The organism is Acidisoma sp. 7E03 (genome assembly GCF_054665075.1).
In genome coordinates, this window is sequence record NZ_BAAFHE010000001.1 from 543,324 (window position 1) to 562,453 (window position 19,130).

General features: G+C 66.4%; 20 protein-coding genes. 6 read left to right on the forward strand and 14 right to left on the reverse strand.

Features of this window, described 5'->3' with window-relative positions; genetic code table 11:
• Window positions 1–19: 19 nt before the first annotated feature.
• The 3 genes from ACYQ6W_RS02590 to ACYQ6W_RS02600 all read right to left on the reverse strand — a co-directional run bounded on the left by ACYQ6W_RS02590 (window position 20) and on the right by ACYQ6W_RS02600 (window position 2,182).
• Window positions 20–808: an ABC transporter ATP-binding protein gene (locus ACYQ6W_RS02590; protein ID WP_459673385.1), complete on the reverse strand. Its 789-nt coding sequence runs from the start codon at window positions 806–808 to the stop codon at window positions 20–22.
• Window positions 809–813: 5 nt separating this feature from the next.
• A complete protein-coding gene (locus tag ACYQ6W_RS02595; protein WP_459673386.1) occupies window positions 814–1,689 on the reverse strand; it encodes an ABC transporter permease in 876 nt (291 codons plus the stop codon).
• A 100-nt stretch (window positions 1,690–1,789) separates the two neighbouring features.
• On the reverse strand, window positions 1,790–2,182 hold the full coding sequence (locus tag ACYQ6W_RS02600) for a hypothetical protein (RefSeq protein ID WP_459673387.1): 393 nt from the start codon (window positions 2,180–2,182) through the stop codon (window positions 1,790–1,792).
• Between the two features lie 294 nt (window positions 2,183–2,476).
• On the opposite strand from ACYQ6W_RS02600, the gene ACYQ6W_RS02605 reads away from it, so the two are divergent.
• The 3 genes from ACYQ6W_RS02605 to bfr all read left to right on the forward strand — a co-directional run bounded on the left by ACYQ6W_RS02605 (window position 2,477) and on the right by bfr (window position 5,050).
• Window positions 2,477–4,060, forward strand: coding sequence for a lytic transglycosylase domain-containing protein (locus tag ACYQ6W_RS02605; protein WP_459673441.1), 1,584 nt, complete (start codon window positions 2,477–2,479; stop codon window positions 4,058–4,060).
• Between the two features lie 211 nt (window positions 4,061–4,271).
• Window positions 4,272–4,463: a (2Fe-2S)-binding protein gene (locus ACYQ6W_RS02610; protein WP_459673388.1), complete on the forward strand. Its 192-nt coding sequence runs from the start codon at window positions 4,272–4,274 to the stop codon at window positions 4,461–4,463.
• A 101-nt stretch (window positions 4,464–4,564) separates the two neighbouring features.
• Window positions 4,565–5,050 carry a bacterioferritin gene (bfr, locus tag ACYQ6W_RS02615; protein ID WP_459673389.1) on the forward strand — a complete coding sequence of 162 codons (486 nt, stop codon included), beginning with the start codon at window positions 4,565–4,567 and terminating at the stop codon, window positions 5,048–5,050.
• Between the two features lie 63 nt (window positions 5,051–5,113).
• Here bfr and ACYQ6W_RS02620 read toward each other — a convergent pair whose 3' ends face one another.
• A complete protein-coding gene (locus ACYQ6W_RS02620; protein WP_459673390.1) occupies window positions 5,114–5,953 on the reverse strand; it encodes an alpha/beta fold hydrolase in 840 nt (279 codons plus the stop codon).
• A gap of 250 nt (window positions 5,954–6,203) precedes the next feature.
• Here ACYQ6W_RS02620 and ACYQ6W_RS02625 point away from each other — a divergent pair, with 250 nt between their 5' ends.
• Entirely contained in the window at window positions 6,204–6,665 is a 462-nt protein-coding gene (locus tag ACYQ6W_RS02625; protein WP_459673391.1) for a MarR family winged helix-turn-helix transcriptional regulator, read from the forward strand.
• Here the strand turns inward: ACYQ6W_RS02625 and ACYQ6W_RS02630 are convergent.
• From ACYQ6W_RS02630 to ACYQ6W_RS02670, 9 genes are all read right to left on the reverse strand, one after another.
• Complete coding sequence (locus tag ACYQ6W_RS02630) at window positions 6,643–7,746, reverse strand: class II histone deacetylase (protein ID WP_459673392.1); 1,104 nt, start codon at window positions 7,744–7,746, stop codon at window positions 6,643–6,645. The two genes, ACYQ6W_RS02625 and ACYQ6W_RS02630, sit on opposite strands and share 23 nt — an antisense overlap.
• Window positions 7,746–9,356: a GMC family oxidoreductase gene (locus tag ACYQ6W_RS02635; protein WP_459673393.1), complete on the reverse strand. Its 1,611-nt coding sequence runs from the start codon at window positions 9,354–9,356 to the stop codon at window positions 7,746–7,748. Before ACYQ6W_RS02635 ends, ACYQ6W_RS02630 begins: the two co-directional genes overlap by 1 nt.
• A complete protein-coding gene (locus ACYQ6W_RS02640; protein ID WP_459673395.1) occupies window positions 9,353–9,586 on the reverse strand; it encodes a hypothetical protein in 234 nt (77 codons plus the stop codon). The genes ACYQ6W_RS02635 and ACYQ6W_RS02640 overlap by 4 nt, the downstream gene beginning before the upstream one ends.
• A 23-nt stretch (window positions 9,587–9,609) precedes the next feature.
• A complete protein-coding gene (locus ACYQ6W_RS02645; protein WP_459673396.1) occupies window positions 9,610–11,127 on the reverse strand; it encodes a sodium:solute symporter family protein in 1,518 nt (505 codons plus the stop codon).
• 128 nt (window positions 11,128–11,255) lie between these two features.
• A complete protein-coding gene (locus ACYQ6W_RS02650; protein ID WP_459673397.1) occupies window positions 11,256–11,957 on the reverse strand; it encodes an ABC transporter ATP-binding protein in 702 nt (233 codons plus the stop codon).
• On the reverse strand, window positions 11,957–12,676 hold the full coding sequence (locus ACYQ6W_RS02655) for an ATP-binding cassette domain-containing protein (protein WP_459673398.1): 720 nt from the start codon (window positions 12,674–12,676) through the stop codon (window positions 11,957–11,959). The genes ACYQ6W_RS02650 and ACYQ6W_RS02655 overlap by 1 nt, the downstream gene beginning before the upstream one ends.
• Window positions 12,673–13,740 carry a branched-chain amino acid ABC transporter permease gene (locus ACYQ6W_RS02660; protein ID WP_459673399.1) on the reverse strand — a complete coding sequence of 356 codons (1,068 nt, stop codon included), beginning with the start codon at window positions 13,738–13,740 and terminating at the stop codon, window positions 12,673–12,675. Before ACYQ6W_RS02660 ends, ACYQ6W_RS02655 begins: the two co-directional genes overlap by 4 nt.
• Window positions 13,741–13,748: 8 nt before the next feature.
• Window positions 13,749–14,615: a branched-chain amino acid ABC transporter permease gene (locus tag ACYQ6W_RS02665; RefSeq protein WP_459673400.1), complete on the reverse strand. Its 867-nt coding sequence runs from the start codon at window positions 14,613–14,615 to the stop codon at window positions 13,749–13,751.
• Between the two features lie 66 nt (window positions 14,616–14,681).
• A complete protein-coding gene (locus tag ACYQ6W_RS02670; protein ID WP_459673401.1) occupies window positions 14,682–15,929 on the reverse strand; it encodes an ABC transporter substrate-binding protein in 1,248 nt (415 codons plus the stop codon).
• Window positions 15,930–16,204: 275 nt separating this feature from the next.
• Here ACYQ6W_RS02670 and ACYQ6W_RS02675 point away from each other — a divergent pair, with 275 nt between their 5' ends.
• Both ACYQ6W_RS02675 and ACYQ6W_RS02680 read left to right on the forward strand, forming a co-directional pair.
• On the forward strand, window positions 16,205–16,519 hold the full coding sequence (locus ACYQ6W_RS02675; RefSeq protein WP_459673402.1) for a cupin domain-containing protein: 315 nt from the start codon (window positions 16,205–16,207) through the stop codon (window positions 16,517–16,519).
• Window positions 16,520–16,553: 34 nt separating this feature from the next.
• Complete coding sequence (locus tag ACYQ6W_RS02680) at window positions 16,554–18,071, forward strand: amidase (protein ID WP_459673403.1); 1,518 nt, start codon at window positions 16,554–16,556, stop codon at window positions 18,069–18,071.
• Between the two features lie 27 nt (window positions 18,072–18,098).
• Here ACYQ6W_RS02680 and ACYQ6W_RS02685 read toward each other — a convergent pair whose 3' ends face one another.
• Window positions 18,099–19,124, reverse strand: coding sequence for an asparaginase (locus ACYQ6W_RS02685; protein WP_459673404.1), 1,026 nt, complete (start codon window positions 19,122–19,124; stop codon window positions 18,099–18,101).
• Window positions 19,125–19,130 lie beyond the last annotated feature (6 nt).

Genomic DNA, 19,130 nt, shown 5'->3' on the forward strand with positions numbered 1-19,130 from the left:
CCGGCGGGGCGCCTTCGGCTCAGCTGAGCGCGGCTTCGGGGAAAAGGGGCACGGCGGGTGCCGGGCCCGCGAAGGCCTCCATCACCTCGGCCGTCGGGCCATCGGCCCGCACGCGGCCATCCTCCAGCCAGATGACGCGGGTGCACCAGGAGCGGACGATGTCGTTCAGATGGGTGGAGAGCACCAGGATGTCGGCGCCGCGCACCATCGTCTCCAGCCGCTCGCGCGCTTTCTCGCGGAAGGCGGCGTCGCCGGCCAGGAACCACTCGTCCATCAGCAGCACCTGCGGGCGGATGGCGGTCGCCATGGCGAAGGCGAGGCGGATGATCATGCCCGAGCTGTAGATGCGCACCGGAAGGTCGAAGAAATCCCCGAGTTCGGCGAAGGCGCGCACGTCTTCCTGCAGGGCTTCGACGCCAGGGCGGTCGAGATTGTGGTAGCGGCCGCGCAAGGCCACGTTCTCGCGGCCCGTCAGCTCGGGGTTCATGCCCTGGTTGGGGTCGAGCAGCGCGTTGAGCGAGCCCTGGATGCGCACGCTGCCGCCCACCGGCTCGTAAACGCCGGCCAGGGCGCGCAGCAGCGTCGTCTTGCCGGCGCCGTTATGGCCGACGAGGCCGAGGCGCTCACCCGGTTCGAGGGTGAAGCTGAGATCGCGCAGGGCCTGCACCACCAGCCGGTGCTGGGCATTCTCCTGCAGGCGTCGCCGGCCCTTGGCGCGGGCCAGCAGGCTCTTCTTCAGGCTGCGGGACTGGCCGTGATAGAGCGGAAAGTCGATGCGGAGGTCGTGAACCTCGATACGCGCTGCCATGGTCCTTACACCCAGAAAGCGATGCGGTGGCGCACCCGCATGAAGAGCAGCCAGCCGACGAGGCAGAGGGCGGCGGAGAAGCCGAGAGCACTGATATAGGTGTCCCGGCTCGGCAGGGCGCCCAGCAGCGGCGCGCGCAGCACTTCCAGGATGCTGTAGAAGGGATCGTAGAGCAGGAAGCGGCTGCGGTGGCCCAGCATGTCCGGCTTGAACATCACGCCCGAGACGTAGAAGGCGATCTGCATCACGCTGCTGACGATGGGCGGGATGTCGCGGAAGCGGGCGCAGAGGGCGCCGAGCATGAGGGCGACGGCCGCGCCATCCAGCATCCACAGCAGCAGAGCGGGGATGGCGGCGAGGCCCGCCCAGCTCACCGGCGTCTGGAAGGCGATGAAGACGACGACGATGACGATGACGTTGTGGCCGAAGATCAGCAGGTTCCGCGCCAGCAGCTGGTAGATGTAGAGCGAGAAGGGCACCCGCATCGAGCGGATCATGCCTTCCGCCTGGGTGAAGACGGTGGAGCCGTCCGTCACGATCGCGGAGAGGAAGTTCCACAGCGTGAGCGACAGCGCGAGGAAGGGCAGGTAGTCGCGGATCGGCGTCTTGAAGAGATAGGCGTAGACGAAGCCGAGGGCGCCGACCATGACGGCGGTCGAGAGCGTCAGCCAGAAGGGCCCGAGGACCGAGCCGCGATAGCGCAGGCGGATGTCGAGCCAGCTGAGCATGAGGGCGAGCCGCAGCAGACCGACGCCGCGCACCACGTCCTGCACGGCCATGGCGTTGCGGTCCCAGAAGCTGAGGCCATGGCGCAGATCGATCGCAAAGCCTTTGTCGGCTTCGGCAGCGGTCAAGGTATGGGCACCCGAAATGGCGTTCATGTGCGGCGCCGATAGCCGATCCGCCCGCTGGCGGCAACCGCGCTCTCACCCGCCCTGCCGCGCGGCCGCCGCGGCCCGGCCTCGGCGGAGTGCGGGCGGGTCAGCTCGCCGGGGCGGTCAGGCCGGGTCGGCCGAGGCGCAAGGGGGCGCCCGGCAGGACGACGACGCGGGCGCCGGGGGCGACCTCTTCGGCCGCAGGCACGAGCACGGAAAGCACCTGCCCGTCATCGGTGCGGACCAGCACCTCCGACTGCGCCGGGGCCGACACGGTCTGGGCTTGGCCGAGGGCCGCGAGCAATTGCCCCTCCGTCCCGGCGGCCGCCGTCGGCACCGGGCGCACCGCCGCGACGGTGCCGCCCATGCCCGCTCCGGTGCTCGCGAGCGGCGCCACCGCCTGCGGCGCCGGAGTCCCGGCGCAACCGCCGAGCAGCCCGGCCAGCAGGCCGAGGGCGGCGACCCCGGGCAGCGCCCGATAGCGCGAAGATGTGAACATGCGGCGAAACCTCACCAAAGCCGGAGCATTCTGCATTCTATGCAATCTTTTGGATAGGGACGATCCCCAAAGCAGCGGGTTCGTGTTGCACCAAACTTCGTCTTGCATTAGTGCGTTAGTGGTCATTCCTGACCAGCAGGATTAAGCAATCTTTGGAAACGGCGGCCGCTGGCCGTCGTGACTCAACGGCCCTATGGCCGCGCCACGACGGAGGCTGCCGTGACCCCGCCCGACGCTCCCGCAGATGTGACCGGCAGCTCCCGGCCCGAAGGCGCGAGCATCGCCCACCGCCTCATGGTGAAAGCCCGGCTCGTCGGGGGTCTCGCCGTGCTCGGGCTGCTCGCCGCCTGCGCCAGCCACAACACGCATCTCTCGGCCAGCCAGCAGGCGAGCGAATACAAATACAATGCGCGGGGTGACTATGCGCCGCCCGGCCCGCCCTCCGACCCCTGGGGCCCCTACATCGTCGAGGCCTCGCGCCGCTTCGACGTGCCGCAGAGCTGGATTCGCAACGTCATGCACGTCGAATCCGGCGGCAACCTCTACATCAACGGCCAGCTCGTCACCTCGCCCGTCGGCGCCATGGGGCTGATGCAGCTCATGCCGCAGACCTATCAGGAGCTGGAAGCGCAGTACGGCCTGGGGGACGATCCCTTCAATCCGCGCGACAACATCATGGCCGGCACGGCCTATCTGCGCGAGATGTACGACCTCTTCGGCTCGCCGGGCTTCCTCGCCGCCTATAATGCGGGGCCGCAGCGCCTCAACCAGTATCTGACGGACGGGCGGCCCCTGCCCTCCGAGACCACCCACTATCTCGCGATGATCGAGCCGCACATCCAGGGCGACATGCCGACCGGGCGTTCGCCGGCCGACCAGTTCGCGATGAACAGCATGACGGCGCCGAGCGCCGCACCCTATAATGGCGGCGCCGTCAGCACCGGCCCGACCCTCGCCGAGACCGGCGGCGGCCTGGTGACGGCCGGCTCCGCCACCGGCACCCTCGGCCCGGCGCGCCAGGGCGGCGCCCCCGCCATGGTGGCGATGAACGAAGACTCCGATTCCTCGGCGACGGACGCGCTCAACGCCCAGCAGGTCGCCCAGCACGGGCAAACCCTCGTCGCCAATGGCGGCGGTGCCGTCCCCGCCGATCTGATGGTCGCGCATGACGAGCCGGCGCCCGTCGCCGTTCCGGCCGCACCCGTGCAGATGGCCGCCGTCACCACCGCGCCCCTGCCCTCGCCGCAGGCCCAGGCGCAGCTCGCCTATCAGCCGGCCGTGGTGGAAGCGAGCCCGGTCGCGAGCGCGCCGGCGCCCCTGCCCGCCCGCCAGCCCGTCTTCCAGGTGGCGCCCGCTTATCAATCGCCCCAGGCGCCCGCCGCGGCCGTGCCGGCCGGCACGCGCCTGGCCCAGAACACCGAGGCACCTGCGCCGCGCCCGGCCTATGTGCCGGCGGCGACCTACCAGCCGAAGATCATCGGCCCCGGCGGCACGCAGGATCTGGCGGCCGAGATGGGCCAGCCGACGACCGCGGCCTACCAGCCCCGGCCGAACCGCGGCCTGCATCTGATTGCGCCGGCCGAAGCCGATACCCTGCCCGCCACCATGGGCGGCAGCAGCAGCGGCGGCTGGGGCATCCAGGTCGGCGCCTATGGGTCGCCCGGCGACGCGCGCCACGCGATCGACACCGCGCGCCATGCCGAGCGGGTGCAACTGGCGTCAGCCCATACCATCGTCATGCCGGTGCAGGTCTCGCAGCGCACGCTGTATCGGGCCCGCCTCGCCGGCCTGTCGCAGAACGCCGCCGTCAGCGCCTGCCAGGCCATCCATGGCCGCACCCCCTGCATGGTGCTGTCGCCAGATGCGCTGACCGACTGATCGGCGGCTTTCCCTCTGTCTCCCCAAAGGCCCGGCCGCAGCAGCGTCCGGGCCTTTTTTATGGCCGCCCTGCAAGCCGGCGCGCGGCAGGCTCTGCGCCGCGTGCATGCGGCCGCTGCAAAAATGAGAATAATTCTCATTTACTTCAATCGCCGCGATCCGCTATGAGGCTGCAAGTCACTCGCAATTGCAGCCTACGGAGCGCCGCCTCGTGTATGTCTGTCTGTGCAACGCCTTGACCGACCGCCAGGTGAAAGCCGCAGCCGAAGCCGCCGGGGCGACCCGGCCGAGCGAGGTCTATGCCGCCTGCGGCTGCCGCGCCCAATGCGGCAACTGCATCAAGCGCATGCTGCATCTCATCCGGGGTGACGAGGCTGCGGCCGGCAGCCTTCAGGGTGCCTGAAACGGCCCTGCCTGCTTGATCGCCCTCCTCCATCCAGGCGATAAGCACGGGACACGGCCATTCCGGCCGGGCTTCATCACACAGAAGAGGGAACGGACCGGATGCTGCGCGATCCCAAGGTCGTCGAACATCTCAACACCCAGCTCACCAACGAGCTGACGGCGATCAACCAGTATTTCCTGCACGCCCGCACCCTGCAGCATTGGGGCGTGACCAAGCTCGGCAAGCACGAATACGCCGAGTCGATCGAGGAGATGAAGCACGCGGATGAGCTGATCAAGCGCATCCTCTTCCTCAACGGCCTGCCCAACGTGCAGCGCCTCAACGCCATCCAGGTGGGGGAGACGGTGGAGCAGATTCTGCAGGCCGATCTCAACATCGAGCTGAAGGCGACGCAGGACCTGCGCGAAGGCATCGCCTATTGCGAGAGCGTGCGGGATTTCGTCTCGCGCGATCTGCTCGCCTCCATCCTCGAGAACGAGGAAGAGCATCTCGATTTCCTGGAGCGGCAGTTCGACCTGATCAAGCTCATCGGTCTCGAGAACTATATCCAGCTCAACTCCGCGCCGGCGCCCGAGCAGGAATAAGCCGAGGCCACGCGACGCGCCTCAAATGAGGGGCGGCACCGCAAGGTGCCGCCCCTTTTCGTCTTACTTGCGGATGAAGGCCAGCAGGTCCTTATTGATGACATCGGCCTGGGTCGTCGCCATGCCGTGCGGGAAGCCCGGATAGGTCTTCAACTCACCTTTCTGCAGCAGCTTGATCGCGAGCAGCGCGGAATCGGCGATCGGCACGATCTGGTCGTCCTCACCATGCATGACGAAGGTCGGCACGGTGATCGCCTTCAGATCCTCGGTGAAATCCGTCTCCGAGAAGGCCTTGATGCAATCGTAATGGGCCTTGGTGCCGCCCATCATGCCCTGTCGCCACCAGTTGCGGATGGCGCCTTCCGAGACCTGCGCACCTGGCCGGTTGAAGCCATAGAAGGGGCCGCTCGCGACATCGAGGAAGAACTGCGCGCGGTTGGCGGCCTGGGCGCTGCGGAAGCCATCGAAGACCTCGAGCGGCAAGCCGCCCGGATTGGCCTCGGTCTTGAGCATGATCGGCGGCACGGCGCCGATCAACACGGCCTTCGCCACCTTGTTCTTGACGCCATACTGCGCGACGTAGCGCGCGACTTCACCGCCGCCGGTGGAGTGGCCGACATGCACCGCGCCTTCGAGGCCCAGATGCGTCGACAGGGCGTCGACATCGGCGGCGTAGGTGTTCATCTCGTTGCCGGTGTCGGTTTGGGTGGAGCGGCCATGGCCGCGCCGGTCATGCGCGATGACACGAAAGCCTTCGTTGAGGAAGAAAATCATCTGCGCGTCCCAGTCATCGGCGCTGAGCGGCCAGCCGTGATGGAAGACGATCGGCTGCGCCGACGTCGATCCCCAATCCTTGTAGAAGATCTGCGTGCCGTCGGAGGTTGTGACAAAACCGCTGCTCATGGGACTGGCTCCTGTGATGACGCAATTCATGCTGCCGAGCGGTCGTTCTTCCCGCCCCGCGGGGGGCGGCTAGAAGAGCGCAGAAGCTCCATTGCAGGAAAGACATAATTCTTACAACGGATAACTGCCGCGACAGTCATTATCGCGATATCGATATCCCTATCGCCGCGCAGATCTGCCGTCAAGCAAATTGTTATCGCGATAAGGTTATCCGTAGTAGAGTCTCCAAACTGTCACCCCGAGGCCGACGATGCCCCTGCCCCTCACCGACCAGCTCTGCTTCACCCTCTATGCCACCAGCCTGGAGGTGAACCGCAGCTACAAGCCCATGCTGGACGCCATGGGCCTGACCTATCCGCAATATCTCGTGCTCACCGCCCTTGGAGAGGAGGACGGACTCACGGTCGGCGCCATCGCGCAGCGTCTCGGCCTGGAATCGAGCACCGTGACGCCGCCGATCAAGCGCATGGAGCAGGCGGGCCTCGTCGAGCGCCGGCGCAGCCAGGCGGACGAACGCATGGTGCAGGTCTTTCTCACCCCGGCAGGGCGCTACACCCTGAAGGAGAGCGACTGTCTCAATCAGACGCTGCTCGCCCAGTCCGGCATGACGGTGCCGGAGATCCAGGCGCTCAATCGCCAGCTCCAGGCGCTGCACGCGGCGCTGCAGGCGGCGCAGCCCCGTGCGCAGACTACCCCGGAATCTCGGGAATGAGCGCCGCCACCTGATCCAGCACCGCCGCCTGCCACGGCTGCAATTCCTGCCCGCCCATGGTGTGGAAATGCACGAAGGGATCGGGCGTCGCCGGCAGGCCAGCCAGCGTCTCCATCACCGCAAGCCCGCACCAGGGCGCATAAGCCGGCGAATAGCCGCCCTCGTGGCTGAACATCAGCCGGCCACCACACAGCTCGTCCGCGGCCTGCATCAGCCGCTTCGTCATCTCGCGATAGGTGTCTGTCACCAGCATCTGGCGACCGAGCGGGTCCATCGCGCAGCCATCGAAGCCGGAGGGCACGATGATCATGTCCGGCTTGTAGCGGGCAAGCGCCGGCAGCACTACGCGGTCGAAGGCCGCGAGATAGGCGCCGTGGCCCGAGCCCGGCGGCAGCGGAATGTTCAGCGTGGTGCCGAACCCCTCCCCCGCGCCGCGTTCTTCGATGCCGCCGGACTCGCGCGGATAGTTGCGATCCTGATGCAGCGAGATCGCGAGGACGCCGGGATCGTCATAGAAGATCCACTGCGTGCCGTTGCCGTGGTGCACGTCCCAATCGACGGTCGCGATGCGTTTTGCCCCGTAGCTGTGGCGCAGATGCTCGATGGCGATGGGCACATTGGCGAGCAGGCAAAAGCCGCGCCCCCGGTCGCGCTCCGCATGATGGCCCGGCGGGCGCACCAGCGCATAGGCTTGGTCGAGTTCGCGCGTCCACACCCGATCGGCGGCTTCGATGCAGCCGCCCGCGGAAAGAAGTGCGATCTCCCAGGAATCCTTGCCAATGGGGGCCAGCTCCCCGCCATCGCCGAAGCCCAGCGCACTCATCTCCTTGACACGGGCAATATAGGGTTCGGTGTGAATGCGCAGCACCTCCGTCTCCGTCGCCGGGCGCGGCTTGATGCTGGTGAGATGATCGAGCACCCCGGTGACGTCCAACAGGTTGCGCATGCGACGCTTGGCCGCCGGGTTTTCGATGTGGATGTCGGGCTCCAGAAAGCCACCCGCTGGCATGGAGCCGGCGGCCATGCCGGTGTTGTGCCACATATAGCGTTCGTGCCAGACGAAGCCGATTTTCCGAGCCATTACGCCGCTGCCTTTTCCTGTGCGGGCGCGCCTGCGCCCATGAAGACCGCCGCGCGTTCTGCCACCATGATGGTGGGCGCATTGGTATTGCCGGAAATCATAGTGGGAAAGACGCTGGCATCGGCGATGCGCAGCCCTTCGATGCCGTGGACGCGAAGCGCCGTGTCCACCACTGCGCCCGCATCCGTGCCCATGCGGCAGGTGCTGGTGGGGTGATAGAGCGTGGTGCAATGGCCACGGATGAATTCGGCGATCGCTTCGTCCGTCACCGCCTCCGCGCTCGGCGTGATCTCGTGACTCAGAACCTCCCGCAGGGGCGATTGCGCCGCGATGCGCCGATTAAGCTTCACGCCCGCCGTCATGATCGCCAGATCATAGCCGCTGGGATCAGAGGCGAAATAGGCCGGATCGAGCATCGGGTGTTCCAGCGGATCGGCGGAGCGCAGCCGCAGGGTGCCGCTGCTCTTCGGGCGTTGCAGCGTCGCATGCAGGGTGACGCCGGCGCCGGCGCCGAGATAGCGGGCATGGTCGCGATGCCCCGAAATCGCGCCGTAGAGCTGGATGTCGGGCTCCGTCACCTCGGGGCTGGAACAGGCGAAGCCGCCGGCAGCGGCCCAGCAGGTGGTGAGCGGGCCGCTGCGGCTTTCCAGCCATTCCGCGGTTGCCGCATCAAGTTCCGCGCCCGTCATGCCGCCGATGCCGATGCGCGCGCGGGCCGCGAAGGTGATGGGAATGTTGATGTGGTCGCGCAGCGTGCGTCCGACGCCCGGCAGATCGTGCACGGGCGTCACGCCAACGGCGGCGAGTTCATCCGCAGGGCCGATGCCTGACAGCAGCATGAGCTGCGCCGAGCCGATGCTGCCGGCGCAGAGCACCACCTCATCGGCGCGGATCTCCTCCGCGACGCCTCGGTCGAGAATGGCGACGCCGCGCGCCCTGCCCCGCTCGATGAGAAGGCGGGTGGTGACGACGCCACTGCGTAGCGTGAGATTGGGTCGCTCCAGCGCCGGGCGCAGGAAGGCCTTGGCGGTGCCGAAGCGCTCGCCATTCTTCACGGTGAGCTGAAACCAGCCGACACCGAGCTGGCTTTCGCCGTTGAAATCCCGAGTGTCCGGCAGCCCCGCGGCCTGCGCCGCCTGATGCCAGAGACGCTCATTCGGGTCGATATAGGCCGGGTCGGTCACGATGAGTTCGCCATCGGCCGAATGCAGCGGCCCGTTGCCGAGACGCTGATTGCCTTCGGATCTGAGGAAGGCGGGCAGCACGTCCCGCCAGCCCCAGCCGGTACAGCCGGCAGCTTCCCAGCCGTCGTAATCCGACGGCAGACCGCGGATGTAGATCATGGCGTTGAGCGCACCGGAGCCGCCGACCATGCGGCCGCGCGGCCAGAAGAGACGGCGGCCGCGGCAGCCCGCCTGCGGCTCGGTGTAATAGCCCCAGTCGACATGGGTATTGAACATCGCCGGCCAGTTCGCGGGGATGTCGGAATCGCGTGGCGCGGCGCGGCCTGCTTCCAGCAGCAGCACGCGTCGCGCCGGATCGGCCGAGAGCCGGTTGGCGAGCACGCAACCTGCCGATCCCGCCCCCACGATGATGGTCGTGAAACTCATGGAACGCCGGCCCCAAAGGCGCCGCGCTTCTCATCGTCGACATAAGCCGCGATCAGGCTGCCGCAGATGAAGGCGGTGAGCAGCACGAAATAGACGATGGAACAAGGAATGCCCGCGATGAGCGGCGTGGGAGCACCCGCCAGCCAATAGACCGGCGGGAAGAGCGCCAGCACCGCATCGAGCACGAACCAGATGGTGACGAAGCTGGAGCGGGGAGCAAGGACAGCCATGTTGCGTCTCCTTCTGTTTGCGATCAGGCGCGGCGAGGCTTCAGCGCGAGCGCGCCGATCGCTTCCGCAGTCGGGGTCTTGCTCGCCGTCAGCGCGAAGAGGCCATCGACGCGCGTCTGCTCTCCGGCGCTCGCCGGCAGCAGATAGGCGCAGGCGACATAGACCGCGAAGTTGAGGATGAGGGCGATAACGCCGGAGGTGAGCCCCCAGGCCCAGCCGATGCTGGTGGGATAGATCGACTGCAGGATCACGGCCGCGGCGAAGCCGATGACGACGCCACCGATCGCCCCTGCCTTGTTGCCGCGCTTCCAGAAGACGCCGAGATACTGCGGCACGGCGAGCTGGATGATGCCCTGATAGGAGAGGATCGCCAGCATGAAGAGATGCGGAATGGTGATGGTGGAAAGCCAGGCCGCGATGATGGTGATGATCGCCATGCCGATCTTGGCGGCGATGATCGACTGCTTGTGGTCGAGCGGCTTGTAGACGCCGATGATGTCGTTCGCGATCTGCGCGCCGCTCGCCTGGATATTGGCGTCGACGTTGCCCATGGTCGCGGCCAGAACCACGACGCCCCCCAAGCCCAGCAGGACCGGGCCACCCGCCATTTGGCAGACGGTGAACCACATCGCATCGGGCGCCTTCGCGACCTCGGGCAGGAAGCTCGCGAGCAGGCCTAGGATGACGAGGCCTCCGGCGAAGAAGAAGGAGAGCGGCGCGCCGAAGGCGCCCGCGCGCTGCACGCTGCGCACGCTGTTCGCGGTGTAGAGGCGGATGAAGACGGAGGGCCAGCACCAGCCGCCGAGGGCGCCGGAGAAGATGATGGCGAAGACGTAGAGCGGGCCGACGGCGGAGCCGAGACCGGGCAGCGTCGCCTGCGCCGGATGCAGGTTCGCGAGGCTGAAGCCATGGCCGAAGGCGAGCCATAGGATGAGGCCGATGATGATCACCGTGCCGCCGATATAGGCGACGATCCCTTGCAGCATGTCGGAGATGACGACGCCGCGCATGCCCATGCGGATGGTCCAGAACTGGCGGATGACCATGAGCAGCACGCCGGCAATGACGGCGGCGGTCGCCCCCATCTTGCCGAAGGACAGCGCCTGGAACAGATCGCCCAATCCCTTGAAGCCGAGGATCAGCCAAGGGACTCCCGAAATGATACCGACGATGGCGCCGATGACGGAAAGCCCGTGCGAGTTGTACCGCAGCGCAAAGAGATCCGGCTGGGTTTTCAGGTCAAACAGCTTGCCCCAGGTCCAGACCCGGTCGGCCATGACATACATCAGCACCACGGTGAGCAGGCTGTAGACCAGGAAATAAAAGGAGATGACACCGCCACTCGCGGCGAGACCCGTGATGGCGAGGAAGATGCCGCCCGGCCACCAGGTATTGAGGAAGGACATCGCCTGATAGAAAGGCCCGAAGGACCGGTTGGCGACCGCGTAATCGGTGAAGGACTTGTCCGAAATATGGGCCATCTGCAAAACGACGATGACCGCAACACAAAACAGCGCAACCAAGCCAAAGGTAATGATCATGGTGCTACCAGTGCTGAGAGGGGAGCAGCAGAAACGTTTCTCAGCTTAGACACGAAGTCTTTGACGCTGCAAGTGGAAGACAATGCTGCTCTGCATCAAAGCAGCAGAGGGCTCCGCCTGCGGCGTCGTCACATCATCCCGACGAATTCTTCCATCATCTGGCGATCCTGCGCGACATGCGGCGGGACTTCACGGGTGATGAGGCCCTTCTGCAGAATGAGGACGCGCTGCGAGAGGGAGGTGATGAAGTTGAGATTCTGTTCGACGAGCAGAATGGTCAGACCTTTCTCGCGCCCGATCTTCTGCAGCGTCTCGATCATCTCTTCGATGATCGAGGGCTGGATGCCTTCGGTCGGCTCGTCTAGCAGGATGAATTTCGGCGCGCCGCACAGGCAGCGGGCAAGCGCCAGCAACTGCTGCTCACCACCCGAGAGCGCGCCGCCCGGACGGTCCAACAGCCGTTCCAGGCGCGGGAAATCGGCGAGGATCGCATCGATCGTCGCCTTCTCATCCTGTTTCGACAGCAGGCAGCCCATGCGCAGGTTTTCGTAGACGCTGAGACTCGAAAAGATCTCTCGGCCCTGCGGGACGTAGCCGATGCCGAGACGGGCGCGCGCCGTGGGCGAAAGCCCCTTCAGGCTGCGCCCCTCGAAGGTGATCTCGCCGCCCGTCATCGGCAGATAGCCCATGAGCGTGCGCAGCAGCGTCGACTTGCCCATGCCGTTATGGCCGAGGATGCCGACGAATTCGCCCTGGGCCACCGCGAGGGTGATGCCGGCGAGGATGGGAATGCGGCCGTAGCCGGAGCGGAGATCGGTGACGTTCAGCATCAGTGCGCCTGCTTTCCGAGATAGACGTCCCGCACCTGAGGGTCGGCGAGGACGGCGTCGACCTGGTTTTCGATGAGGATCTTGCCGCGGTTGAAGACGGTGACGGTCCGGCCGATCTGACGGATGAACTGCATGTCGTGTTCGACGACGACCAGCGCCTGGCGCTTGTTGATCTCGCGAATGAGCTCGGCCGTGCGCAATACCTCCTCATGCGTCATGCCCGCCGCCGGCTCGTCGAGCAGGATGAGGTCGGGCTCCTGCGCCAGCACGCTCGCGATCTCCACCCATTGCCGCTGGCCATGGGCGAGCTGGCCGACGAGACGGTCGGCGATTGGCGTGAGCTGCAGCAGCTCCATCGTCTCCTCGACGATCTCGCGCGCGCGGCGCAGCGATTTCTTCCGCCCTGCGGCGATGCCGATGCCTTCGCGCACCGTGAGGCCGTTGAAGACGTTCGGCACCTGCGTCTTGATGCCGACGCCGAGCCTGGCGATGACGTGCGGATGCGCGCCGGTGATGTCCTGCCCGCGGAACAGCACCACCCCTTCCGTCGGGCGCAGCTGTCCTGTGAGGATTTTGAAGAAGGTGCTCTTGCCTGCGCCATTGGGGCCGATGAGGCAACGCAACTCCACCTCGTTGAGCACGAGGTTGACGTCCTGCACCGCGGCGACGCCGCCGAAACGCATGGTGACGTTGCGGGCTTCGAGAAGTGGCGTGCTCATCGGCCGGCCTCCTGCGAGAGTTCGCGCGTCGCGGTGGGTGCGCTCACCGGGCGGCTGGGCAGCAGGCGGCGGAAGCCCGCACGGATGACGGGGGCAACGCCTTGGGGCACCAGCAGCACGAAGGCGACGAGCACGATGCCGAGCAGCAGGTTCGGGTCGATGACGTGCTGCCCGCCGGCGAGGGTGATGAGATACTGGATGCCGACGGCGCCGAGGATGGGACCGACGAGCGTGCCGAGACCGCCGACCAGCACGTAGATGATGACCTGCGCGGACATGGTGAGGTTGAAGACCGTCGGGCTGATGAAGGCGCCCCAATTGGTGTAGAGGCAACCGGCAACCCCCGAGATGCCGGCGCCGATGACGAAGGTCATCAGCTTGTAGAAGCGCGGATCATAGCCGAGCAACTGGGCGCGGGTCTCGTTCTCGCGGATGGCGACGATGACGCGGCCGAAGCGCGTGGCGAGCGTCCATTTCAGCAGGATGTAGCAGAGGATGAGCGCGCCCATGGCGCAGTACCAGAGGCCCGTGGGGTCGAGCTGATCATCCGGATTGCCGGGCACGTTGAGCGGCGGCACCGAGGGGATACCGTTGAAGCCGCCCAAGGGCGCGGCGCCGATGTGGTAGATGTCGCCCGAAGTCGAGTTGATCAGGTTGAAGAGGATGATCGTGACGGTCAGCGTGATGACGCCAATATAGGCATCCGAAATCCGGCCATAGAACATGAAATAGCCGAGGCCCGCCGCGAAGATCATCGGCACGATGACGGCGAGTGCCACGGCGCCCGTCGTGTCCGTCATGTTGAGCGCGCCAATCGCATAGGCATAGCCGCCGAGGCCGAGAAAGGCGGACTGGCCGAAGCAGAGGATGCCGCCGAAGCCCCAGATGAAGCCTTGCGCGAGCGCGAAGATTGCGAGCGCCGCAAAGACCGTCACCTGCAGCAGGCCGAAGGTGCCCGTCACCAGCGGCATGACCCCGAGGATGACGAGGCCGGCGACGACGGTCGCGACCGGGCCGAGCCACCCGCCATCCTGATGCGGCCGCGGCAATCTCTTGAGTTTCATGGCCATCCTCACAGGCTGCGCCGCAGGAAGCGGCCGGTAATGCCCTGGGGCAGAATGCGGATCATGACGACGGCGGCGAGCAGCAAAGCCACTTCGCCGATCACCGGCGTCGATTCGAAGGAGACGAGGGTGTTGATGAAGCCGAAGAGCGTCGCGGCAAACGAGGTGCCGGTGACGATGGCGGCGCCGCCGCCGAGCACGGTGATGAAGGCCTTGGCGATGAAGGCCGCCCCCATGACGGGAGAGACGCCGGAGATCGGCGCCAGGATACCGCCCGCGAGGCCAGCCAGCGCCGCGCCCAGCGCAAAAGTGGACATGTAGATGGTCGGCGGGTTGACGCCGATGGCGGCCGCCATGTTGGCGTTCTGCATGGTGGCGCGGACGATCAGCCCGTAGCGCGTGAAGCGCAGCATGGCGTAGAGGCCGACGAGGGCGAGAATGGCGACGATGATGATGACGAAGCCATAGAGGCTCGCTGCGAAATGGCCGATGGGAAAGCTGCCCACCGGGGTTGCGACACCACGGGGATCATTGCCGAAAATACTGGTCATCAGGCCGATGAGGCCAAGGCTGAGGCCCCAGGTCGCCAGCATGGTGTCGATCATGCGGCCATAGAGAAAGCGGATGAGGCAACGCTCGACGACGAGGCCGACGAGGCCGACGAAGAGCGGCGCGATGACGAGCATCGCGAGCCAGATGCTGATGCCGTGGGTGGTGGAGACGTAGGTGGCATAGGCGCCGAGCATCATGAACTCGCCATGCGCCAGGTTGATGATTTTCATCATGCCGTAGATGACACCGAGACCCACGGTGATGAGCGCGATGGTGCCGATGCCCACCAGCACGTTGAATCCCACGAGGCCGATCAGGTCCATGCCGCGTCTCCTGCCTATCGGAAAGCCGAAGCCGGAAGGCGCCAGAAGGCGCCTTCCGGCGGTTGCTCAGTTCACCTCGACGACGAACTGCTTGTCGGTGCGCGGGTTCTTGAGCAGGTCACAGACGGCCGCGGTATCGGCCGGCGGCGAGGCCGGATAGTCCTGCAGAATGTCCCACTTCTTGTCCTTGGCCTGAGCCAGGAAGGTATTGTGGACGACGTGATGCGTCGCCGGGTCCATCAGGGCCTTGCCGGAAGGTCCGTCGATGGTGATCCCGGTCTCCAGCGCCTTGATCACCGCCATGCGCTCAACGGAGCCCGCCTTCTTCACGCCTTCCGCCCAGAACATCATGCCTTCGTAGGAGGCCGAGTCGAGTTCGCTCAGCATCGGCAGGCCGCTGCCGAACATCTTCGTCATGCCGTCGATGAAGGCGGTGGTCTCCGGCGTCGGTACGGTCGGATACCACCCATAGGCGGAGACGATGCCGTTCGTCACCGCCGGGTCCATCGAGTTCAGCTCGTTGGCGAGGCCGAAGGTGGAGGACGCCATCTGGATCTTGCTCTTCATGCCGGCGGCCGCCCACTGGCGGTAGAAGCCGAGATGGTTGGCGCCGACCATGGCGGAGAGCACGACATCCGGCGCCGCCTGCTGAATCTTGCTGATGGCGGAAGAGAAGTCGGTGACGTCGAGGGGGAAGAAGTCGGTCTCCAGCACTTGGCCGCCGCCTTCGCGGGTGTATTTCGTCATCCACTTCGCGGTGATGTGGCCGTAGTTGTAGTCGGCCGCGACGATGTAGACCTTCTTGCCCCAGTTCTTCAGCGCGTAGGGCACGATGTGGCTCACCGTCTGCGCCGGCGTGGTGCCCGTGCAGAAGATATCGCGATCGCAGACACCACCTTCATATTGGGTGTTGTAGAAATAGAGGGTCTTGAAGCGGTCGAAGATCGGGCGGATGGCCTCCCGCGAGGCCGAGGTGATGCCGCCCTGCACCACCGCCACCTTGTCCTTCAGCGCCAGCTGCTGGGCATACTGGGTGTAGAGCTGCATGGAGGACTGGGTGTCGTAGGTGACGAGTTGCACCGGGCGGCCGAGCAGACCGCCCTGATCGTTGATCACCTTCGCCGCATATTGCGTCGCCTGCAGCATGGGCTGGCCGCTGACGCCGAGCGCGCCCGACTGGTCGAGCAGCACGCCGACCTTGATCGGCTCGGCGGCGAGGGCATGGCGCGCGATGAAGGGCGTGGCCAGGGCAGTGCCACCGAGGGCCGCGCCCAGCTTCAGAAATCCGCGGCGCGTGTCATGGGATCGGCTCATGCGTTCCTTCCTGCTTTGGGTAGCCACAGCGCCGGTCCAGTATGGCCGGCTGTCGAGAACCGTTTCTCGCAAACGGCGTGCCAGGAGGCGGGAACGCCAGCAGGCAGGCGCATAAAAGGTTAAAAGTCTCTCTTTTGTGCAAAATCTCCTTGGCAAGGGCGCAAACTGCCTTTTTGATATCCATCCGTCGCTCGGTTGCCGCTTTTTTCGTCGCGGATGGGCGGCCGTCTCTGCAACGCCGGGCCCTGCCCCGCTCTCTATTCAAAGGCCCGCCGATGACCTTCGCCTGCGAGATTCCAGCCGTTCCCACCGTCCAGCGCGACGACGAGGATCTGCGGATCACGCGCTGGGATTTTCCCGTGGGCGCCGCCACGGGCTGGCACGAACACGGTTGGCCCTATTTCGTGATCATGATCACGGAGGGCGTGCTGCGCGTCCATAATGGTGAGACGGTGAGCGAGACCGCGCTTGCCCTCGGCCAGAGCTACAACCGGCCAGCCGGCATCAGGCACGATGTCATGAACGGCTCGCCGCATCCCATCGCCTTCGTCGAAATCGAGATCAAGCGGCCGCAGGCGATCCCCTTCTGATCCGCCGCCCGCCCTTGCCCCAAGGATTGACGCCATGAGTCTGGAAAAGCCGACGCTCGATCAGTTGGAAGAGATCACCTTCGATCTCGGGATGGAGCTGTCACCGGAGAAACTCGAAACCTTCCATGCGCTGCTGGAGGGGCCAATGGCCTCCTACCGCATCGTCGACGAGCTGCCGGACGAGAAGCCGCGCGTCACCTATCCGCGCACGCCGGGCTATCAGCCGGATGCCGCAGAGAACCCGCTCAATGCCTGGTATGTCAAATCAACGGTCAAGGGCGCGGACAGCGGGCCTCTGGCAGGCAAGACAGTCGCTCTGAAGGACAATGTCTGCCTCGCCGGCGTGCCAATGATGAACGGCTCAGCGACCCTCGAAGGCTATGTGCCCGATCAGGACGCGACGGTCGTGACGCGCCTGCTCGATGCCGGCGCCACCATCCTCGGCAAGGCGCATTGCGAGTGCTTCTGCCTCTCGGGCGGCAGCCATACCGGTGCGCTCGGCCCCGTCCACAATCCGCACAAGCGTGGCTATTCGGCCGGCGGCTCCTCCTCCGGTTCCGGCGCGCTGGTCGGCGCCGGTGTGGTGGACATGGCAATCGGCGGGGACCAGGGCGGCTCCATCCGCATCCCCGCCGCCTTCTGCGGCATCGTCGGCATGAAGGCGACCTGGGGCCTCGTGCCCTATACCGGCGTTATGCCGATCGAGGCGACGATCGACCATACCGGCCCGATGACGGCGACAGTGGCCGACAATGCGCTGATGCTGGAGGTGCTGGCGGGGCCGGACGGGCTCGATCCGCGGCAGGGGATCTGTCATCCCGCGCGCTACACGGAAGCGCTCGGCCGTGGCGCGCGGGGTCTGCGCATCGGCATCGTGACGGAAGGCTTCGGCTGGGCCAATTCTCAGGAAGCGGTGGATGCCAAAGTCCGCGCGGCTGCCGCGAAGCTCCAGGCCCTCGGCGCCACGGTGGAAGAGGTCTCCATCCCCCTCCACCGCATCGGCAAGGACATCTGGACGCCCATCGCCAACGAAGGCTTGCAGGCGCAGATGATGCACGGCAACGGCATGGGCTTCAACTGGAAGGGCCAATACAACCTCGGCCTGATGGATGCCCACGCATCCTGGCGGGAGCGCGCCAACGATCTTTCGGACACCTTGAAGATTTCGATGTTCGTGGGCGAGTATTTCACCAAGCACTATCGCGGGCGCTACTACGCGAAGGCGCAGAATCTCGCCCGCCGCCTGCGCGCCGCCTATGACGAGGCGCTTACCCGCTACGATCTGCTGCTGATGCCGACGCTGCCCATCGTCGCGAGCGAGCTGCCGGAGCGCGACGCGGATCTGGTGACCTACACCACCCGCGCCTTCGAGATGATCGCCAATACCGCGCCCTTCGATGCGACCGGCCATCCGTCGCTCTCTCTGCCCTGCGGCGCGGTGGATGGCCTGCCGGTCGGCCTCATGCTGACGGCCAAGCATTGGGATGAGAGCACAATCTACGCGGCGGCCGCCGCCTTCGAGGCTGAATACGGGTCCTGGAAGGGGCTGTAGGGCGGGCCGAAGCCCACGCTCCGCCGCTTAATCCGCGACGCGGGCCACCGCCGCCGCGAAGGCCTGCCGCTTGGCTTCCGTGTCGAGCGGCAGCGCGCCTTCCGCGCCGAGCAGCACGGCGAGCAGGATGCGCGCCTTCTGTCCGGTGAGGTCCCCGGCGAAGATCGCGCCCGCGGCCGCGAGATCGACCCCGCCGCCATTGCCGTAGACGGGCTTCACCCGCCCCTCGCCACAGCGGGAGGTGACGAGCACGGGCAGGCCCTGGGCCACCGCCGCCTCGGTCGCCGCCACGAAGGCCGGCGGGCAGTTGCCGCGCCCGAATCCCTCCAGCACGAAGCCGCGCGTGCCATCGGCCATCGCCCAGCGCATGAAGCGGTCGTCCATGCCCATGGCCATCTTGATCAGCGCGACGCGCGGCTCCACGCCCGGCACGGCGCAATGCGGCCGGCTGGCCGGGCGGCGATAGAGCCGTACCTCGGCCTCATCCACGGCGCCGAGCTTGCCGTGGTCGGCGGAATGGAAGGTGCCAGGGCGCGAGGTATGGGTCTTGCGCGCATCCCGGGCGGCATGGAACTCGCCGTCGAAGAGGATGACGCTGCCGATACCCCGCGCTTCCGGGCTCGCCGCGAGGCGGATGGCGTCTCCCAGATTGCGCGGCCCGTCGGCATCCGCCTCCTCGGCATGGCGTTGGGCCCCCGTGAAGACGATCGGCTTGTCCCCCGCGACCGTCAGCCCGACGAGAAAGGCGGTCTCCTCCATCGTATCGGTGCCGTGGGTCACAACGGCGCCCCGCACCTCGGGCGCCGCCAGAACCTCCGTCAGGCGCTGGCCGAGGCCGAAAGCCGTCGGAAGATCCATTCGGAAGCTGTTGATGTTGCAGAAGGCTTCGGTCCGAAGCGTGATGCCCGGCGGCAGGGCGCGGGCCTGCGCCCCCATCTCCTCGGCGCCGATGGTCGCTACATAGGCGGTGCCCGCCGCATCCTGGCGGGAGGCGATGGTGCCGCCCGTCGTCAAAAGCACGACCGTGCCTTGCGGCTCGGAGTGTCCCGTCACGCGATG